This window comes from Actinomycetota bacterium, assembly GCA_035765775.1.
GTDB lineage: Bacteria > Actinomycetota > CADDZG01 > JAHWKV01 > JAOPZY01 > DASTWV01.
This window is the reverse complement of sequence record DASTWV010000021.1, coordinates 33599-51640: the sequence shown is the minus strand read 5'-3', so window position 1 is coordinate 51640 and position 18042 is coordinate 33599. Positions and strand designations below refer to the sequence as shown.

At 65.9% G+C, this 18042-nt stretch carries 14 protein-coding genes; 6 read left to right on the top strand and 8 right to left on the bottom strand.

Annotated elements, in window-relative coordinates:
• Positions 1–40: 40 nt before the first annotated feature.
• Entirely contained in the window at positions 41–2215 is a 2175-nt protein-coding gene (locus tag VFW71_03530) for a PQQ-binding-like beta-propeller repeat protein (protein ID HEU5001836.1), read from the bottom strand.
• A gap of 242 nt (positions 2216–2457) precedes the next feature.
• On the opposite strand from VFW71_03530, the gene VFW71_03525 reads away from it, so the two are divergent.
• From VFW71_03525 to VFW71_03515, 3 genes are read left to right on the top strand one after another with little or no spacing between them, the layout of a single operon-like run.
• Positions 2458–3651 carry a nucleotide sugar dehydrogenase gene (locus VFW71_03525; protein HEU5001835.1) on the top strand — a complete coding sequence of 398 codons (1194 nt, stop codon included), beginning with the start codon at positions 2458–2460 and terminating at the stop codon, positions 3649–3651.
• Positions 3648–4391: a glycosyltransferase gene (locus tag VFW71_03520; protein HEU5001834.1), complete on the top strand. Its 744-nt coding sequence runs from the start codon at positions 3648–3650 to the stop codon at positions 4389–4391. The genes VFW71_03525 and VFW71_03520 overlap by 4 nt, the downstream gene beginning before the upstream one ends.
• On the top strand, positions 4388–5410 hold the full coding sequence (locus VFW71_03515) for an NAD-dependent epimerase/dehydratase family protein (GenBank protein ID HEU5001833.1): 1023 nt from the start codon (positions 4388–4390) through the stop codon (positions 5408–5410). Before VFW71_03520 ends, VFW71_03515 begins: the two co-directional genes overlap by 4 nt.
• Here the strand turns inward: VFW71_03515 and VFW71_03510 are convergent.
• Positions 5367–7604 (bottom strand): hypothetical protein, encoded by a 2238-nt coding sequence (locus VFW71_03510; protein HEU5001832.1) that lies wholly within the window; start codon positions 7602–7604, stop codon positions 5367–5369. The two genes, VFW71_03515 and VFW71_03510, sit on opposite strands and share 44 nt — an antisense overlap.
• A 68-nt stretch (positions 7605–7672) precedes the next feature.
• Between VFW71_03510 and VFW71_03505 the strand changes: the two genes are divergently transcribed.
• Positions 7673–10681, top strand: coding sequence for a glycosyltransferase (locus VFW71_03505; GenBank protein ID HEU5001831.1), 3009 nt, complete (start codon positions 7673–7675; stop codon positions 10679–10681).
• A gap of 5 nt (positions 10682–10686) precedes the next feature.
• Here the strand turns inward: VFW71_03505 and VFW71_03500 are convergent, their stop codons facing one another.
• Positions 10687–11883, bottom strand: coding sequence for a hypothetical protein (locus tag VFW71_03500; protein ID HEU5001830.1), 1197 nt, complete (start codon positions 11881–11883; stop codon positions 10687–10689).
• A 180-nt stretch (positions 11884–12063) separates the two neighbouring features.
• Here VFW71_03500 and VFW71_03495 point away from each other — a divergent pair, with 180 nt between their 5' ends.
• Together VFW71_03495 and VFW71_03490 are read left to right on the top strand one after the other, a co-directional pair.
• The gene (locus VFW71_03495; protein HEU5001829.1) at positions 12064–12702 is read left to right on the top strand and encodes an SIS domain-containing protein; all 639 of its coding nucleotides are present in this window, start codon (positions 12064–12066) and stop codon (positions 12700–12702) included.
• A gap of 64 nt (positions 12703–12766) precedes the next feature.
• Positions 12767–13537, top strand: a complete 771-nt coding sequence (locus VFW71_03490) for a glycosyltransferase family 2 protein (protein HEU5001828.1) — start codon at positions 12767–12769, stop codon at positions 13535–13537.
• Here the strand turns inward: VFW71_03490 and VFW71_03485 are convergent.
• The 5 genes from VFW71_03485 to VFW71_03465 are packed head-to-tail and all read right to left on the bottom strand — an operon-like array spanning position 13534 to position 18042.
• Positions 13534–14244, bottom strand: coding sequence for an NTP transferase domain-containing protein (locus VFW71_03485; GenBank protein HEU5001827.1), 711 nt, complete (start codon positions 14242–14244; stop codon positions 13534–13536). The two genes, VFW71_03490 and VFW71_03485, sit on opposite strands and share 4 nt — an antisense overlap.
• On the bottom strand, positions 14245–15222 hold the full coding sequence (locus tag VFW71_03480; GenBank protein ID HEU5001826.1) for a galactokinase: 978 nt from the start codon (positions 15220–15222) through the stop codon (positions 14245–14247).
• A complete protein-coding gene (locus VFW71_03475) occupies positions 15219–16214 on the bottom strand; it encodes a Gfo/Idh/MocA family oxidoreductase (protein HEU5001825.1) in 996 nt (331 codons plus the stop codon). The genes VFW71_03480 and VFW71_03475 overlap by 4 nt, the downstream gene beginning before the upstream one ends.
• Positions 16211–17173 carry an NAD-dependent epimerase/dehydratase family protein gene (locus VFW71_03470; GenBank protein HEU5001824.1) on the bottom strand — a complete coding sequence of 321 codons (963 nt, stop codon included), beginning with the start codon at positions 17171–17173 and terminating at the stop codon, positions 16211–16213. The genes VFW71_03475 and VFW71_03470 overlap by 4 nt, the downstream gene beginning before the upstream one ends.
• On the bottom strand, positions 17170–18042 hold the full coding sequence (locus tag VFW71_03465) for an SDR family oxidoreductase (GenBank protein HEU5001823.1): 873 nt from the start codon (positions 18040–18042) through the stop codon (positions 17170–17172). The genes VFW71_03470 and VFW71_03465 overlap by 4 nt, the downstream gene beginning before the upstream one ends.

Here is an 18042-nt window from a genome sequence, read left to right as displayed (position 1 = left end):
CACCAGTCCGGCCACGGCGGGCAGGGCCCGCCCGAGACGCCTAGCCGGCCGCCATGCCGACGATCGGCGAGTTGAGCCGGATGGAGCCGGCCGACCCGCAGAACTGGGCGTCGCCGTAGCTGAAGATGCCGCCGTCGGCCGCCACCAGCCAGTAGCCGCCGCCGCCGGGCGTCGCCGCCATGCCCACGATCGGCGAGTTCAGGTGGATGCCGCCCGCCGAGCCGTGGAAGCCGGCATCGCCGTAGTTGAAGATGCCCCCGTCGGCCGCCACCAGCCAGTAGCCGCCACCATCCGGCGTCGCCGCCATGCCCACGATCGGCGAGTTGAGGTGGATGCCGCCCGCCGAGCCGTGGAAGCCCGCCACGCCGTAGTTGAAGATGCCGCCGTCCTTGGCCACCATCCAGTAGCCGTTGCCGCCCGGGGTGGCGGTGGCCGAGGGGGTCGAGGCGATGCCCACCACCGGCGAGTTCAGGTGGATGCCGCCGGCCGAACCGTCGAAGGGTGCGCCGTAGTTGAAGATTCCGCCGTCACTGGCCGCCAGCCAGTAGCCGCCACCCGACGCGGTGGAGGCCATGCCCACCACCGGCTGGTTCAGGTGGATGCCGCCCGCCGAGCCGTGAAAGCCGGCGACGCCGTAGTTGAAGATGCCGCCGTCCCTGGCCACCAGCCAGTACCCGTTGCCCCCAGTTGCTGGTGGGGCGCCGGCCATCCCCACCACCGGGGAGTTCAGGTGGATGCCGCCGGCAGAGCCGTCGAAGCTGGCGTCGCCGTAGTTGAAGATGCCGCCGTCGGCCGCCCCCAGGCGGTAGCCGGCATTGCACGAGATCGTGAAGACCGCCGACTGGCTGGTGCCGCTCCGTTGCGGATTCTGCTGGAACATCGGCCAGGACGCGCCGGACAGCCCGGGCAGGTTGTAGGCAATCAGGGAGCCGGGTTTCGCCGTCACCAGGGCGGGACCGGACCCCAGCTGGCCCACGGCGACCGCCGTCTTGTTGGCACCGTTGAAGGTGGCTACCGGGTTCAGGTTCTTGTCGAGGATCTCCCCATCGACGGCCACCTGAGGCCCGGCGCCGGTGAAGTTGCCCTCCACGGGCGAGCCCTCGACCTCGACCGGGGATATCCAGGTCTCCCGGGTGTAGCCCGTCGAGCTCAGGAAGGCGTCGACCGCGCCGCCGGTGGGGTTGTCGTTGACGTAGTTGACCGAGCCGATGACGACGTCGGCCCGCCCGTCGCCGTCGAGGTCCGACAGGGAGGGAGCCGAGAGGAACGTGTTGTAGGTGGTCGCCTTCGGCCAACCGGGGACGTCGGCGCCATTGTCGAGGTAGAACGCCCAGACCTTGGACGAGTCCGAGCACTGGTTGAAATGCCGGCACCAGTAGGCGCCTGACCCGGTCACGACCGCCATGCGGCCGCTGCCGTCAATCGCGCCGATGGAGGAACCGCCCTGGAAGTCCTCCTGGCTGGAACGCTCCCACAGCTCCACCAGCGTGCCGCCCCGGTAGGCGAGCGCCCGGTAGAGGCCGCCGTTGTGGTACGTGCCCCCGCCCCCGGCGCTGGAGTCGCCGCCGATGAAGATGTCGTCCTGGCCGGAGTGCTGGGCGTCGTACAGGGCGGGCGCCGACCAGATGGTGTCGGCGTTGTTGTAGGACGCCAGCACGTGGCAGTTGTTGTCCAGCACATAGACGTTGTGGTCGAAGGAGCCGAACACGATCTGGTTGCGGCCGTTGCCCACCACGTCGCCGATGGCCGGGGCGTTGAACACCGCCGAGGTGCCGGCGACCGTCTGGGTCAGGTACGTGCAGCGCACCTGACCGTTGGCGTTGATGACCGCCAGGCCACCCTGCCCAGAGACGTTGAGCGACCCCATGCCGACGACGACCTCCTGCTGGCCGTTGCCGTCGAGGTCTCCGACCGCCGGGCTCGAGTCGACGGCGTTGGCAATGTGCACCGGCCACCCGGCCAGGGCGTTGCCCGAGCCGTCGAAGGCGTACACGTTGCCGTTCTCGCTGCCGACCACGACCGCGTTCCCGCCCCCGGTGAGGTTGGCGATGACCGGGGAGGACCACTGGTCCGGCGCCGAGCCCAGGGACTGGGACCAGCGTTGCGTCAGCACCGTCGGCGTGGCCGCCCGGGCCGGAGCCCCGGCCAGGAGGCCCAGCACCACAGCCCACCCGGCAATCAGGGCCAACGGCCGAAGCATCGTCCTACGCAGCATCCACATCTCCTTCAGTTGAGTTATCGGCCAACCGCCTCCGGTGGTTGATGGCCGCCACCAGCCCATCCGGAAGTTCCTCATCTGACAAGACGGGATCACAGGGATGCTACGCTCGCTCGCACCCACCCGGCGCTGACCGGAAAGACTGCATGGCGGCCCCGTCTGCACTAGAGTTTGGGCCGCCGGACCCGGGTATTCCGTTATGGTTGGTACTTCCCAAAGGTGCGTACAAAGGTGAAGGTATGAGCTTTGGGCGAGACGTAGTCATTATCGGAGGGTGCGGGCACGTCGGGCTCCCGCTCGGCATCGCCCTTGCTGACAGCAACCTCAACGTGAGCCTGTATGACATCAACCAGGCCTCCGTGGACCGGGTAAATGCCGGGGTCATGCCCTTCCGCGAGGAGGGCGCCGACGAGATGCTGCGGCGGGTGGTCGACGGGGGGCTGCTCACGGCGACCAGTGACGGGACGGTTGTCTCCAGCGCCGAGATCCTCATCCTGGTGGTCGGGACGCCGGTGGACGACCACCTGAACCCCGAGCCCCTGAAGGTCCTGTCCGCAGTCGAGGACCTGGGTCCTTCCCTGGTCGACGGCCAGTTGCTGGTGCTGCGCAGCACGCTCTACCCGGGCGTGACGGCGCTGGTCGAACAGCTGGTGGGCAAGCTCGGCGTCGATGTGGACGTGTGCTTCTGTCCTGAGCGCATCGCCGAGGGGCACGCCCTCACGGAACTCTACGAACTGCCCCAGATCGTCTCCGGGCGGACAGCGCGGGCCGAAGAGCGGGCGGACAAGCTCTTCCGCCATCTCACCGACAAGATCGTCTTCCTGAGCCCGGAGGAGGCGGAGCTGGCCAAGCTCTTCGTCAACACCTGGCGCTACATCCGCTTTGCCATCGCCAACCAGCTGTACATGATCTCCAACGACTTCGGCGTCGATTTCGAGCGGATCCGCACGGCGCTCAAGCAGGACTACCCCAGGGCGGCCGACATGCCGGGCCCGGGCTTCGCCGCCGGCCCCTGCCTGCTCAAGGACACCATGCAGCTGGCCGCCTTCAACAACAACAACTTCGTCCTCGGCCACGCCTCCATGATGATCAACGAGGGCCTCCCCAACTACCTGGTCACCCGGCTGGAGCGCCGCTTCGATCTGGGGCAGATGACGGTCGGCCTGCTGGGCATGGCGTTCAAAGCCGGGTCGGACGACATCCGGGACAGCCTCAGCTACAAGCTCAAGCGGATCCTCAAGATCAAGGCCCGGCAGGTGCTGTGCACCGACCCCCACGTCACAGTCGACCCCGACCTCACGCCCCTGGACGAGGTGCTGGCTCAGGCCGACCTCCTGGTGGTCTGCGCCCCGCACCGCGAGTACGCCGGACTGCAGCCCGCGGTGCCGGTGATCGACATGTGGAACTGCTTTGGTCAGGGTGTCCGGGTTTGACGGCGGAGCTGTCGATTGTCGTCCCTGTCTACAACGAAGGAGCATCGATCGTCGGCTGCCTGGACCAGCTCTTGGCTGACGTGGCCTCCCCGTGTGAAGTTCTGGTCGTGTACGACACGCCCGAGGACACCACCGTAGCCCCCCTCCTCGGTTACGCCGCCCGCGACGCCCGTGTGGTGCCCACCCACAACACCTACGGGCGCGGACCGGCCAACGCCATCCGCTTCGGGATGGATGCTGCCTCGTCGCCGGTGATTGTCGTGACGATGTCCGATGGCAGCGATGAGACCAGCCAGATCGATGAGATGGCTGGCCGGGTCCTGGACGGCGCCGCCGTGGTTGCCGCCTCCCGGTACATGCGGGGCGGCCGCCAAGTCGGTGGCCCGCCGCTCAAGCGCACCATCTCCCGGGCAGCGGGCCTCAGCCTGTGCTGGATCGGGCGGGTGGGCACCCACGATGCCACCAACTCGTTCAAGGCCTACTCCACCGAGTTCGTGCGCTCGGTGGGCGTCGAGTCGGACGCCGGCTTCGAGATCGGCATCGAGCTGGTGAGCAAGGCGAAGCGCCTCGGGCTCCGGGTGGAGGAGATCCCCACGACTTGGACCGACCGCGCCGAGGGAGCCTCGAACTTCAAGGTTGCGAAATGGATCCCCCGGTACCTGCGCTGGTACTGGGCGGCCCTGGCCCCCCGGGGCCGAGGGACCGCTGCCCACCCCCGAGCGAAGGAGCGACAGCCATGACCACCGTTCTCGTCACCGGTTCGGCCGGCTTCATCGGCGGCTACGTCGTCGAGGAGCTTCTGGCGCAGGGCTACCACGTCAACGGCCTGGACAACTACTCGAAGTACGGCAAGGTGGAGAAGTCCTATGACAACCACCCCCGCTACCACTTCGTGGAGGGCGACGCCCGGGACGTGAAGCTGGTCACCGAGTTGCTGACCGACTGCGAACATTTCATCGCGGGCGCGGCCATGATCGGTGGGATCTCCTACTTCCACACCTACGCCTACGACCTGCTGGCCGCCAACGAGCGGATCATTGCTGCCTCGTGCGATGCCGCCATCAACGTGCTCCCCGCCGGCCGCCTGAAGAAGATGACCTTTGTCAGCTCCTCGATGGTCTACGAGGCGACCGACCACTGGCCCAGTGCCGAGGGTGACGAGCGCAAGATCCCGCCGCCCCTATCCTCCTACGGGTTCCAGAAGCTGGCCGTGGAGTACTTTGCCCGGGCGGCGCACCAGCAGTACGCCCTGCCCTATACGATCGTGCGGCCGTTCAACTGCGTGGGCGTCGGCGAGGGCCGGGCCCTGGGTGACGTGGAGATCCCCAGCGGCAACATCAAGCTCGCCATGAGCCACGTCGTGCCCGACCTGGTGCAGAAGGTGGTGAAGGGCCAGGATCCGCTGCACATCCTGGGCGACGGCAGCCAGATCCGCCACTACACCTACGGCGGCGACCTGGCCAAGGGCATCGTCGGCACCCTCGAGCACCCCGAGGCGATGAACGAGGACTTCAACCTGTCCACGGCGCAGTCCACCACGGTGCTGGAGCTGGCCGAGATCATCTGGCGGAAGATCCGCGGCGACGAGCCGATGCGCTACGTGCGCGACACCCCCTTCGAGCACGACGTCCAACGGAGGGTGCCGGATGTGGGGAAGGCCCGCCGGGTGCTGGGCTTCGAGGCGACCACCAGCCTGGAGACCATGCTGGACGAGGTCATCCCGTGGATCGTGCACGCGGTTGAGAATGGCTTGCTCTGAGCCTCGGCAACAGCCAGAGGAGGATGAACCCGCAGATGGCGACAGCGAATAATAGCCAGGCCTCCCGCATGTAAGGTGGAACATAGGCGAACGAAACCAGGCTGGCGCCGGCAGGCACGTTCACCTGTTGCAGCAGGGAGTCCTTGGCAGAAATTGCAACCGGCCGGCCATTAATCGTCGCTTTCCAGCCCGGCATAAACTGGGCGTTGCGCACAAGGACGCCGGGACTGGCGCACTGGAGGCCTACGCGGTCCGGGCCCTCCGGCGTTACCTGGCACGCCGCTTGGTCGCTCGTCTTGTAGTACGGATCCGGAGCCGGAAGCTCCCATATTTCGAACAACGGATCCCGGTAGACAGGCTGCACGCCCTGCTGCGCCGCATTGTCCGGCAGGGTGCCGGGGTTGCCGAAGATGTAGCGGACCCCGATCGCCTCGTACTTCGGCAGCCGCGCCAGGAGCATGGCCGCGGGTGATGGACCGTTGGGGTCGGGCTGATAGATCCCATTGAACACCAGGGAATTGGAGTTCGGATCGAGATCGTTGGTGATGTAATGTGACCAAGACCTCGGGATCAATGCGTCGTTGACGTCAATCTGCGGAACGGCAAAGTAAGACCCGTAGTCCGGAGCCATTGGGCCGAGCGAGTAGACGCGGCTCAAGCCAATGTGGCTCCTCAGGAAGTTCACCGGGGCCTGGTCGATCGGTGCCGCAGTGGGTGTCGAGAACTGCGGCACCATGTACAAGCCAAGGGTCTCAATCGCGACCGCGGCGGAGACGATCCAGGGGCTGGCGCGGGGTAACGTCAGGGCGGCGCCGAAGATGAGAAGCATCACACCCAAGGCAGCGACCGCTGAGGCCACTGCCCAGGTGTGGTGATCGGGAGCACCGATAAGGACCCGCACTTCGCCGCGGGCACCCACGGTAAATCCAGCACAGACACCCAGGCCTGCGATGCTGCCGAGGGCGAGGCCGAGCCGGCTCAAGACGCCGTCCCTGAGGTCGTCCAAGCCGGCCATGGCGAGGACGATGAGGGCAAATTCCACAGACACCAAGGCATAGCGGTAAAAGGCGGTCGGCCCGACCCCCGGAATCAAGTCGATGGCACGCCCGACAGGCTTGAAGCCGTAGATCTTGAGGCAGACCAGCAGTGACCACAGGGCCAGATAGGCCTTGACGCCTCGATCGCGGCGCCCGGCCAGGCCGACCACACCCAACGCCACAACGCCTGCGGAGAGATACCCCCCAATACTGCCCCAGAACAGACCTAACCGGCTTGTATGATCGAACGAATGGAATCCGAAGATAGGGCCGTAGATGTACGGCATGAAGAGAGCAAACAGCGAGATGTTGACCAGGATCCCGGCGCTGATCTCCGCATGGGCGTTATTGGCCTGGGCCAAGTAGTCGGCGAACGGAATGAGGATGGGCGCAGACAGCACCAGTCCCAAAAGACCTCCCGCACCCAAGCGTAGGGTGAAGGCAAGCCGCTTGTTCCCCGGGAGCTGTAAGCAGCGCAGAACTGCCCACCCCGCCACGAACAGCAAATCCAGAAACGCGACTTCTGGGAACCCCGCATAGGCGGCCAGCGCAACGGCCACGCCCAACAGACCCCAGCCGAGTCGTTGATCGCCTTGCACGCGCGAGCGGATGCGTTCCAGAGCAAACATGATGAGAGGGAGGAACGCGATAGGGTTGAAAATTGCGTTGGTCAGCCACCCGAAGGTGCCGGACAAGGCAAAAAGACACCCGCCCAGCATCGCCGAGGGGCGCGACCTGCCTAGCTGGGCGAGGAAGAAAAATGTCGCTATTCCTGCGGTGATTTCGAGGACAACATGCATGTACAGGAGGCCGTCTGGGAAGACGAGTAAGGGCACCAGAGGAAACATCGCGGCCGACTGCATCTCGCCCGCCAACGGGGTTCCCAAGCCCTCATAGCGATTCCAGTAGGGGACATGACCGTGCAACCAGTCCTCGGCAGCAAGCCGCCCCAGGGCCTGCGACGTGAACCCGTCGTTGGGATCGATGGTGTAGTCCCCAGGAAGCGGGCCCTGCTTCACGTTGGGCGACAATCCCGATCGGTAAAGGGCCGGGTTCGCGCGGAACACTCCAATAAGAAAAAGAAGGTTCCCCAGAAGAACGAAGGCTGCGATAACAAGTGCCGGGATAACCGCACGATATTTTGCCCCGGGGCTCACAAGGACTGCGAGTATAGCGGTGCGGGTGGACCCGCAGCCCCCGGAGCGGCTTCCCCGAGCCTGATAGCGTGAGGGATGCTGGAGAAACGTTAGAGGGAAAAATTGGTATGGTCGATTTTGATCTCAGAGGCTATCCCGCCTTGTGGGCAGCCCCACGGCGACTGACCACCGAGTCGGCGTGGGTTGAGCACATCCCGTTCGCCTTCTTGGTCGTGCACCTCACCCAGCCGCGGCTCCTCGTCGAACTCGGCACGCATGCCGGCGATTCGTACTGCGCGTTCTGCCAAGCTGCCTCAGAACTCACCCCGCCCACCCGCTGCTACGCAGTCGACACCTGGGAGGGAGATAGCCAATCGGGCCGCTACGGCCCCGAGGTCCTGGCCGACCTACGTGCGCACCACGATGACGCCTATGGCACCTTCTCGTCACTTATCCAAAGCACATTTGATGAGGCAGCCCAGCAGTTTGAGGACGGATCCATCGACCTGCTCCACATCGACGGCTTCCACACCTATGAGGCCGTCCGCCATGATTTCGAGACTTGGCGCCCGAAACTCAGTACGCGCGCCACTGTGTTGTTCCATGACACCAATGAGCGCGGCGGCGACTTTGGGGTGTGGCGTTTCTGGTCCGAGATCTCAAATGACTATCCTCATTTCGAGTTCCTTCATGGTCACGGCCTTGGGGTGTTGTCGGTTGGACCGGATGAGCCCTCGCAACTTACAGGATTGCGAGAATCGCTCCACAACGACCCAGCGTTGCGCCAACTCTTCTTCGAACTCGGGCATCGTTTCTCCCTGAAGCAGAACCTCATTCACGCCGGCGCCCGGGAGCGTGCCGATGCCGCGGAGCGGGAAAATCTTCACGCCATCATTCGTCGAGAGCACGACGCCGTTGTTGCCAAGGACGAAGCGATTGCCGTGCAACATGCTGCTCTGACGGAAAAGGACCGGGGCCTGGAAGACCAGCGGGCTGCGCTCCAGGAGAAAGACCGGGGCCTGGAATCGCAACGCGAGGCGCTCGCCGACCGGGATCGCCAGATCGCTCATCTCCGCGATGAGGTAGCCACCCAGGAACGACTCCTCGAGGAGGCGCTGTCCGCTAGCACGGCATATGCGCAACGGGAAGAAGAGCTTGTTGCAGTGCGCGCCGAGGCGACCGCTCTGCGGGCCGAGCTCGACCTGATTCGCGGCCGGACGAGCTACCGGGTCGTCCAGCGTGCCATCCGTGAAATGGATCGCATGGCACCGTGGCCGACCCGCCGTCGCCAAGCCCTGCTCGTCGGCGTCCAGGCCCTGCGGGTGGCGGGATCCGAGGGTCCTCGCGGCGTGCTCAAGCGCATGGCCCGCTTGGGGGCCGGGATGCCATCGTTCAGCGCGGCAACTCGCTCGCCTCGGGTGCTACCCGCCGGCCTGCCCGCCGGATCCAACCTTTCGTACAACGACGAGTACCAAATCTGGCTCGAGCACCATCAGTTGTCCCCCGCCGACCTGGCCGCCCAAGCCGAGGAAGCCGTTCGTTTCGCGTACCGACCAAAGATCAGCATCGTCATGCCGGCCTTCAACACGCCTCCCGGCTGGCTGGTCGATGCCGTCGAATCGGTGCGCGCGCAGACGTACTCGAACTGGGAACTTTGCATCGTCGACGACGGCTCCTCAGACCGCGCGATGCTGAAGACCCTCCGGCGGTACCGGGGCCGTCGGGGCATTCGGATTATCCGCTCGGCAGGGAACTCGGGCATCTCCGTGGCGACCGACCTCGGGGTTCAGGCAGCCAGCGGTCAGTTCATCGGATTCCTCGACCACGACGACGAACTGAAGCCCAATGCCCTGTTCGAAGTCGTGCGCCTCCTGAACAAACAGCGGGATCTTGATTTCATCTATAGCGATGAGGACAAACGAGATCCAGACGGTCGCCTGACAGATGTATTTTTCAAGCCGGACTGGTCACCGGAGCTTCTCTTGACCACGAATTATGTGACCCATTTTGCGGTTTACCGGGCGACTGTCTTGAACCGGGTGGGTGGGCTGCGGCCCGGCTACGACGGGAGTCAGGATCACGACTTGGCGCTGCGGGTCACTGAAGCCACCGATCGCATAGCCCACATCCCGCTGCCCCTGTACACATGGCGAAAGGTGCCTGGATCGGCTGCAGCGTCGCCCGAAGCGAAGCCTTGGGCCTATCAAGCGGGAGCGCGGGCCTTGCAGGACTGCCTCCGCCGGCGAGGCCATGAGGGCGATGTCACCAATGGACTGTGGAAGGGCAGCCACCGGGTGCGCTACCGGGTCCAGGGCGAACCCAGTGTTGCGATTCTCATCCCGACGCGGGACCGGCTGGACCTCCTCCGCCCATGCGTGGAGAGCATCCAACGGTTATCTACGTACCGGAATTTCGAACTGATCATCATCGACAACGAATCCGCCGAGGAGGAGACTTGGGAGTACCTTGCCTCCGTCAAAGGCCGAGTGATCGAGTACCCCGGCGCCTTCAATTTCGCCCACATGATGAATGTCGCCGCGGCCGAGGCACGCACCGACTTCCTACTGTTCCTCAACAACGACACGGAGGTAATTAGCCCAGGTTGGATCGAGGCGATGCTGGAGTATGCGCACCAGGCTGAGATCGGCGCAGTGGGCGCCCGGCTGCTGTATCCCGAGGGTCATCCCCAGCACGAGGGCATCATCATGGGCCTCGGCCGGGGTACCGCAGGCAACGTCGACCACGGCGGGTACTTCTCGCTCGGGCAGTCGATCCTCAACGTGTCGGCAGTGACGGCAGCGTGCCTGATGACGAGGACCAGCGTCTTCGAGGAATTGAGGGGCTTCGATGAAGGCCTCCGGGTGGCCTTCAACGACGTTGACTACTGCCTTCGGACATGGAGGGCGGGCTATCGGGTCGTGTACACACCGTATGCCGAGCTGTTCCATTACGAGAGCGCGAGCCGGGGCAGGCTTCATCCCGAAGCGGATGAAACCTTCTTTCGGGCTCGATGGGGGAATCCGGGGGAGATCATTGACCCTTACTATAATCCGAATCTAGACCTTATGCGGCCTTTCCGGATCAACATCGAGGCATAGCATCCTTACTGGCGCGTGAACTCGATCGACCACCCGGGCGGATTGATGGGAATCCGGCACGGGCTGCCGCGTGGCTCAGCGAAGCAGCGGGCAACCTGCGTGGAGAAGTGGTAATCGACGTAGTGCGGCTCGACCCAGTCGAGGGGCACCCCTACACACACGATCACAGCGACGACAATGAGGGCGGCTCGGCGCACAGCTCTCCGCCGGGCACCTAGCAGGGAGCCCAGCGCTGCGACCACGGCCAACATGGGAACGAAGAAATAGCGCCCGCCCAGGCCGGGCATCGCAAGCGCTCCCCACTGGTTCTTGACCGATGATCCGACGGGAACCACCAGGAATGCGGAGCCCAGCATCAGAACGCCGTACACGAGGAACACCCGGAGCTCGAGTGAGCCATGGAGCCACGCCAGGGCGAGAATGACGATGCCAACGACCAGCGCGCTAGTCAGGATCAGGGTCAGCGGCCAGCCTCTGACCGACGAAACCAGGGCAGCATAGCCCCGCTGGCCTACGGCCAGACTCACGATCGTCCGACCAGCCGCCGCCCGGACAAGCAGTGGGATCTGGCCCCCGAACACGAGGCGTCGCTGCCCTGCGGATTGGGCGATGGCGTGGAGTTGGATCACGACCGCAACCATGTCCAGCCCGCAGACCACTCGCAACCAGAGTGGCCACCTCCGCGCCCAGGCGTACCAGACCAGGAGCGGGAGCATGAGCAGGCAGAAGGGACCAGTGAGCGCGAGAAGCAAAAACAGTGCCCCCTCGACAATCCGGCCCCAAAGGCGCACGGGAGGAAGGGCAAACGCCAGGAGCGGGAGCATGACCGCCGCGTGCCATTGGGCATTCGTGAGGTTGACGTCGATCTCGGCCGACGCTGGAATCGCCAGGTAGAGCGCGATCAACAACGCCCGCACCCGCCAGTCCGGGATGAGATGGTCGAAGCGTCGGGTGGCAATGTAGACAGGCGGCGCAAGTTGCAAGGCGAAGCCTGCCAGATTGTAGAGAAGTGGGGCGCGGCCCACCGGGAACGCCTGAGCTCCCCAGGCCACCAGCCGAGCCCAGGCGATCACGTAGCCCCCATAGGGCGCCGTCAGTACGTGCAGTCCCCCCTTCTGGTAGGCCTGCGCAAACCACGTCGCGCCGTCCTCCGCCCAGAACTGCGGGTTGGTCACGGCATCCGGCCGGCGAGCGATGATCACAAGGGCGGAGACCGATGCGACGATAAGGGGCACGGCCCACGGGGGCAATCGTCTCCATGGGAGTCGGGCCGCGTCCCGGGATCGAGCGGCCCGGGAGACGGTGAGCGATGCGTCGGCCGGGGCGTCCACGAGTGGGTCAGGATATGCGGGGCGGGTCGCCTGCGGATACAATGCGGCTCAATGTCTGACAGCTCCTTCACATCGGCATTTCTAGCTGAATCGGTTGAAATACTTCAGGGTTTGTCCAGGGCGCAGATCGATGCTGTGATCGACCTCTTGGCTGACACACGCGAGCGCGGCGGTCGCCTGTTCCTGGCCGGATCAGGGGGCGGTGCTGGCCATGCCTCGCATGCTGCCTGTGACTTCCGCAAACTGGCCGGCTTCGAGGCCTACTGCGTCTCCGACAACGTCTCTGAACTGACTGCCCGGGTGAATGATGAGGGGTGGGGGCGGGCATACGCCGACTGGCTGACGGCCTCCCGGGTGCGGGAGGGCGACTGCCTGCTGGTCTTCTCGGTCGGCGGTGGCGACGAGACCCGCGCGGTCAGCCCCAACCTGGTGAATGCCATGCGGGTGGCCCAGGCTGCGGGGGCCCACGTTGCGGGGATCGTCGGGCGGGACGGCGGCGCCGTGGCCCGGTGGGCCGATGCCCATATTCTCGTGCCCGTGGGCGATCCCAACAACATCACTGCCCAGACCGAGTCGATGCAGGCTCTGCTCTGGCACCTGATGGTCACCCACCCCGCCCTGCTGCGCGGTACGCCGAAGTGGGAGTCTCTGGTCCCGGCAGCTCCGAGCGGGGAGACCGCTCCGCAGTGACACCCCAACGACCCACCGAGATCTTCCCTCCCACTCAGCCCGCCAAGTTCCCGGGTATGCGCTCATGCGGCTGAGTGTCATCCTGCCGGCCTACAACGAGGCCGCAACAGTCGGGTCCGTCATTGACCAGGTCCTGGCGCAGGACCTGAGCCCATTGGAGACGGAACTCATCATCGTGGAGAGCCACTCGACCGATGGAACCCGAGACATCGTCTCGCAGTACGCCGACCACCCCCAGGTACAACTCGTGTTCGAAGACGCCCCCGGAGGCAAGGGGCGGGCTGTCCGCTTGGGGTTGCAGCGGGCCAGTGGGGACCTGATCCTGATCCAAGACGGCGACCTCGAGTACCGCATCGACGAATACCCGATCGTCCTGGCCCCCCTCCTGGCGGGCGAGGCATCCTTCGTCCTCGGGTGCCGCCACACGCCAGGCAAGGCCATGCGGGCGCTCCCCGAATCGCACCTGAAGAGCACCCTCATGAACGGCGCCCATTGGGCCTTCACCGGGATGTTCAACGTCGTGTACGGCACCAAGCTCCGTGACCCGTTCACTATGTACAAGGTCTTCCGGCGGTCGTGCATCGACGGAGTCGAGTTCACGGCCAACCGCTTCGACTTCGATTGGGAGCTTGTAGCGAAGCTCGTGCGCTTGGGTCACCGGCCTGTGGAAGTGCCGATCACGTACGAGTCCCGGGGCTTTGCGAGCGGCAAAAAAGTCCGGTTTTTCAAGGACCCGATGACGTGGATGGTCGCGCTGGTGCGCTACCGATTCGCACCCTTGAAGTCGCCTGCGGCCGCCCCGGCGACTGACGCGATGGATGCCGAAAGCGCTTAAGACGCCCCTCGAAGGAACGCTTCGGTGTCGGCGAACCCGGACTCCGATCCAATCTCGAAGAACCGGCGCCCAACCGGAGCTGCGCCCAGCCGACCCGCCGCGATGAGCCCCTGCAGAACGCTACTGAGATCGAAGGCCTCACCCTCCGGATAGGCAAGGAAGGCGTCGGCCCTGAGCAGGCTCATCCCGTAGTCGATGAAGGCGAAGCTCGATGGCGGGGCTCCCTTTCGGTACTCCACCACCTTGCCCTCGGCCACCGCGACGTTGCTTACGTCCCATCGGTCGTGGTTCTCCAACACCGTCATGACGCCGTCCAGGCCGGCGGCGTCGAAGGTGGCCTCAATCTCCAGCATCGGCACCGCCAGCAGGGTGTCGCCGAAGGTCACCCAGAACACCTCGCCGAGATGCGCCAGCGCTCGCCGGATGGCGCCGCCGGTCCCGAGCAGGCGGTCCCCGTCGGGGACGAGCTCGGCGGTGAGCCCGAAGGCCGCTCCATCACCGACGTGGGCCGCGAGTTCGTCGCTGCCATGGCCGGTCAGGAGAATCACCCGCTGGGCCCCCGCGCGCCGGAGCTCGATCAGCTTGTGGTCGATGAATGGTCGACCCGCCACCGGCAGCAGGGCCTTCGGAAGGTGCGGTCCGGTGCGCTGGGCCATCCGGGTCCCCAGACCACCCGACAGGACGGCGACCGGGTAACGCAAGTCCATTTACGAAACGACCAGCGTCGAACCCTCGTAATCGAAACCGAAGCGCACTTCGGGCAATCCCAAGCGGGCCATGGCTGAGCGCAGGTCGGCCTTGGTCTCCGAGTAGAAGAGCAGGAAGCCGCCGCCCCCGGCGCCCACAAGCTTGCCGCCCGAGGCACCGGCATCGAGTCCGGCTTCGATCCAGCGATCAATCTCCTGCGTCGTGGCCCCGGGCGAGCGCTGCCGCTTGAGCTCCCACTGCATGGTCATGAGCTTGGCGAAGCTATGCAGGTCGCCCGACACCAGGGCGTCGAAGCTTTCCTCGCCAATCTCGCTCACCCTCCGGAGGTTGCTGGACGTGCCGCTGTCCTTAGCTTTGGACTTGGCGTCCTGGTCGGCGAGCACTTCGGACGCTGAGCGGCGCATCCCGGTGTAGAAGAGCGTGAGGTTCTCTTCGAACCGCCACCGGGTGTCGTCGTCCATCGGGACCGGGATGACCTCGACCGAGTCATCGGGCGCGAAGCGGAAGGCGGTCACCCCTCCCAGGGCGGCGATGTACTGGTCCTGCTTGCCTACCGGCTCCCCGAGGCGCTCGATCTCGATATGGCAGGCCTGCTCGGCAAGGTGGAGGTTGGAGACCGCCTGGTGCTGATGAGCGTAGAGGGCCTTGAGCACACCCACGGTGAAACTCCCGGAGGAGCCGAGTCCGGTATTGGCGGGGATGTCCGCCATCGACGACACCTCGACGTGGCGATCGACGCCCGCGACCAGCAGAGCCTCCCGGAGCAGAGGATGCCGCACGTCTGCGACCCTCGAAGACCGTTCGATCTGCGAGTATTTGAGCAGGATGCCATCATCGAAGTTGCGATTGACCGCGATGTAGACGTGGCGGCTGATCGCAGCCGCGACCAAGAACCCACCCGATTCCCGGTAGTGCGACGGCAGGTCGGTGCCGCCCCCTCCGAGCGAGATGCGAAGCGGGGTGCGGGAGATGATCATCGGCGGTACGCCTCCTCGACAACGGTCCAAGCAGCCAGGCAGTCCTGAACATCAGCCCCCAGCGATGCCGATCCTCCGAGTGTCGCCAGGACGTCGGCAGTCTCCAGCTCCCAGGAACGGTCCGCCTGCGGCCACTCCCAGATGGTGGTGCGGGGAGGTCCCATCTCGGGCAGCATCTCATACAGCGCGAGGCGCTCTGTCCCGTAGCTGCCCCCGAGCCCGCTCACCTCGATTTTCGCTCGCTCGAGAGCAACCTCCAGGGAGAACAGGTTCTTCCACTCCGTCCACGAGGCGTGGAGCCAGGCAAACCCACCTGCGCGGGGGCGGAGGGCGAGGTAGGCGTTGTCCTCCACCTCCATGGGCCAGAAGTCGGTGCGCACCTCCGAGAAGACGAGATCGACATCCCCCACGAGAAACCGCGTGAGATCGATGAGGTGCATCCCCTGATCCACCAGCTCCCCGCCTCCCGAGAGCGCCCGCTCGGCCCGCCACTCCCGCTCGTAGCCCGGGCGGCCCCCGTGCCCGTAGCGGGCACGGACCGACAGGAGCTTGCCGTGGCCCCCATCGCCCACCAGTTCGTGGGCGCGCAGGAGGGCTGGGTGGAACCGGTGGTTGAAGCCCACCCGTACCTGGTGGCCGGCCGCCGAGGCCGCGGCCACGAGGTCGGCGGCCTCGGCCGCGCACCGGGCGCCGGGTTTCTCGACAAGGACGTCGCAGCCAGCCGACAGCGCCTCCAAGGTGATCGGGGCAAGAGCGGCGTGAATGGTCGCCACAATGGCGAGCCCGACATCACCGCCTCCCAACACCTCCGAGGCCGACGCGCCGACGCGTGCCGGATAGGGGAGGGTGGCGGCCAGCGCCTCGGCACGCGCCCGGTCGGAGTCGGCGAGGGCCACGACGCGGCAACCCGGGGGTAGGGCGGCCACCCGTTTGCGGCCGATGAGGCCGCATCCGATCACCGCTACCCCGATGCTGTCCGGGAACCGGGTCACCGCCGAACCTCGCGTTCGACGATCCAGGTGTGCTCGGCGAGGTAGTCGACAGTCCGCTCCACGGCCGCCCGGATGCCGTAGTGCGGTTGCCAACCCGTCGCCCGCATCTTCTCAATGGCCAGGTGGATGTGGGGATTGTCGCCGATCCAGCCCCGATCCCCGCCCGTGTGGATGACTGTGGGCTTGACCCCCATTCGCTCGCAGATCCAGCCCGCAGATTGGTCGACGGTGCAGGACTCTGGTACCCCGAGGTTGTAGACCTCGAAGGCACCGATGCGGCCCAGCATGCTGGTGACCGCGCGGGCGCAGTCCGACACGTCGAGGTAGCTCTTCCGCTGCCGCCCGTCCCCCAGGATCGTGAGCGAGGTGGGATCGGCCCGTAGCTGGCGCACGAAGTCGACCACATGCCCATGGGTGTAGCGGGGGCCGAGGATCGATACAAAGCGGAAGACAGTCGCCGTGATCCCGCACCCTTCAACATATGCCGCCGCCAGACCCTCCCCGGCGAGCTTCGACGCTCCGTACAGCGAGGTCTGCACAGGGAAGGGGCAGTCCTCTGGGGTCGGCACGACGGCCGCCTCGCCGTAGACGGATCCGGTCGATGAAAACAGGAACCGAGGGACGCCGCCCCGGCGGACGCCCTCCAGGACTTGATGGGTGACGATGGTGTTCTGCTTCAAGTCCTGGTCCGGCATGTGCCAGCCGAAGCGCACATCGGCGTTGGCGGCGAGGTGGACCACGGCGTCGGCCCCGGCGAAGGCGTCGGGGAGCGCCGCGCCGTCCTCGAGCAGGTCGAGCTTCCGGAGTTCGAATGCGGCATTCCGGGTGGCGTCCTCGAGGAACCGCTCGTCGCCGGTGGAGAGGTTGTCGATCCCGAGCACCGTATGGCCCGCGGCCAAGAGAGCATCGGTCAAGTTGGAACCGATGAACCCCGCGGCCCCGGTCACGACCACTCTCACGAACCGGGCCCTTCAGCGAAGAGCTCGCCGTCGATCCGGCGAAGGGTGTAGCGGGATCCCGTGTTGAGTTGCTCGGCCTGGGCAGACATGACGTCGAGAGGATCCCACTTGGCGCTGATGAGCTTGCCGGTCAGGCCATCCGACGCCTCTGAGGCCAGGAACAGCATCGCAGCACCCACCTTCTCAAGGGAGTCGCCTCCCTGACGCTGGCGCATGGTCGACTGGTAGAGCGCTTCCCCGGCCACTTCTGGCCCGGCGGCAAGGACCGGGTCCACAAAGCTGGTATTGATCGCTCCTGGAGCCAGGGCATTGATCCAGATGCGGTCCGGGGCAAGCTCCCGCGCCAGCGTCTCGGTCAGACCGACGACCGCAGCTTTCGATGCGGTGTATGCGCTGAGCCGGGGGGCCACCCCCGGGCCACCCACGCCTCCACCGGACAGGGTGACAATGCGCCCGCCGCCGGCCGTACGCATCCCGGGCACGAATGCGCGGATGGCATGCACCACGCCGAGCAGGTTGACCGCGAGAGTTCCCGTCCACGCCGCCATGTCGATGTCGACCACGCTGCCGACGGGCCCCTGCACTCCGGCGCTGGTCACCAGCACGTCGGCCGGCCCGAACTCAGCCGTCACCGCGGCGCCGAATTCCTGTACCGAGCCCTCGTCGGCGACATCGACCACCCGGGACAGCACCGGGCGGCCCACTTCGGCGCCAAGGGCATCCGCAACTGAGGAGAGTTCGGACCGCGTGCGGGCGCAGATGGCCACATCGGCACCGTGTCGAGCGAAGGTTTCGGCCGTGAACCGACCGATCCCCCGGCCGGCGCCGGTGACAACGCAGACCCGACCCTCAAGGTTGGGCGCAGGCAG

Bases quoted from the DNA above. Each gene is read 5' to 3' on its own strand.
- VFW71_03490 (HEU5001828.1), top strand. From the start codon at position 12,767: ATGCGGCTGAGTGTCATCCTGCCGGCCTACAACGAGGCCGCAACAGTC.
- VFW71_03495 (HEU5001829.1), top strand. From the start codon at position 12,064: ATGTCTGACAGCTCCTTCACATCGGCATTTCTAGCTGAATCGGTTGAA.
- VFW71_03485 (HEU5001827.1), bottom strand. From the start codon at position 14,244: ATGGACTTGCGTTACCCGGTCGCCGTCCTGTCGGGTGGTCTGGGGACC.
- VFW71_03530 (HEU5001836.1), bottom strand. From the start codon at position 2,215: ATGCTGCGTAGGACGATGCTTCGGCCGTTGGCCCTGATTGCCGGGTGG.
- VFW71_03480 (HEU5001826.1), bottom strand. From the start codon at position 15,222: ATGATCATCTCCCGCACCCCGCTTCGCATCTCGCTCGGAGGGGGCGGC.
- VFW71_03515 (HEU5001833.1), top strand. From the start codon at position 4,388: ATGACCACCGTTCTCGTCACCGGTTCGGCCGGCTTCATCGGCGGCTAC.
- VFW71_03525 (HEU5001835.1), top strand. From the start codon at position 2,458: ATGAGCTTTGGGCGAGACGTAGTCATTATCGGAGGGTGCGGGCACGTC.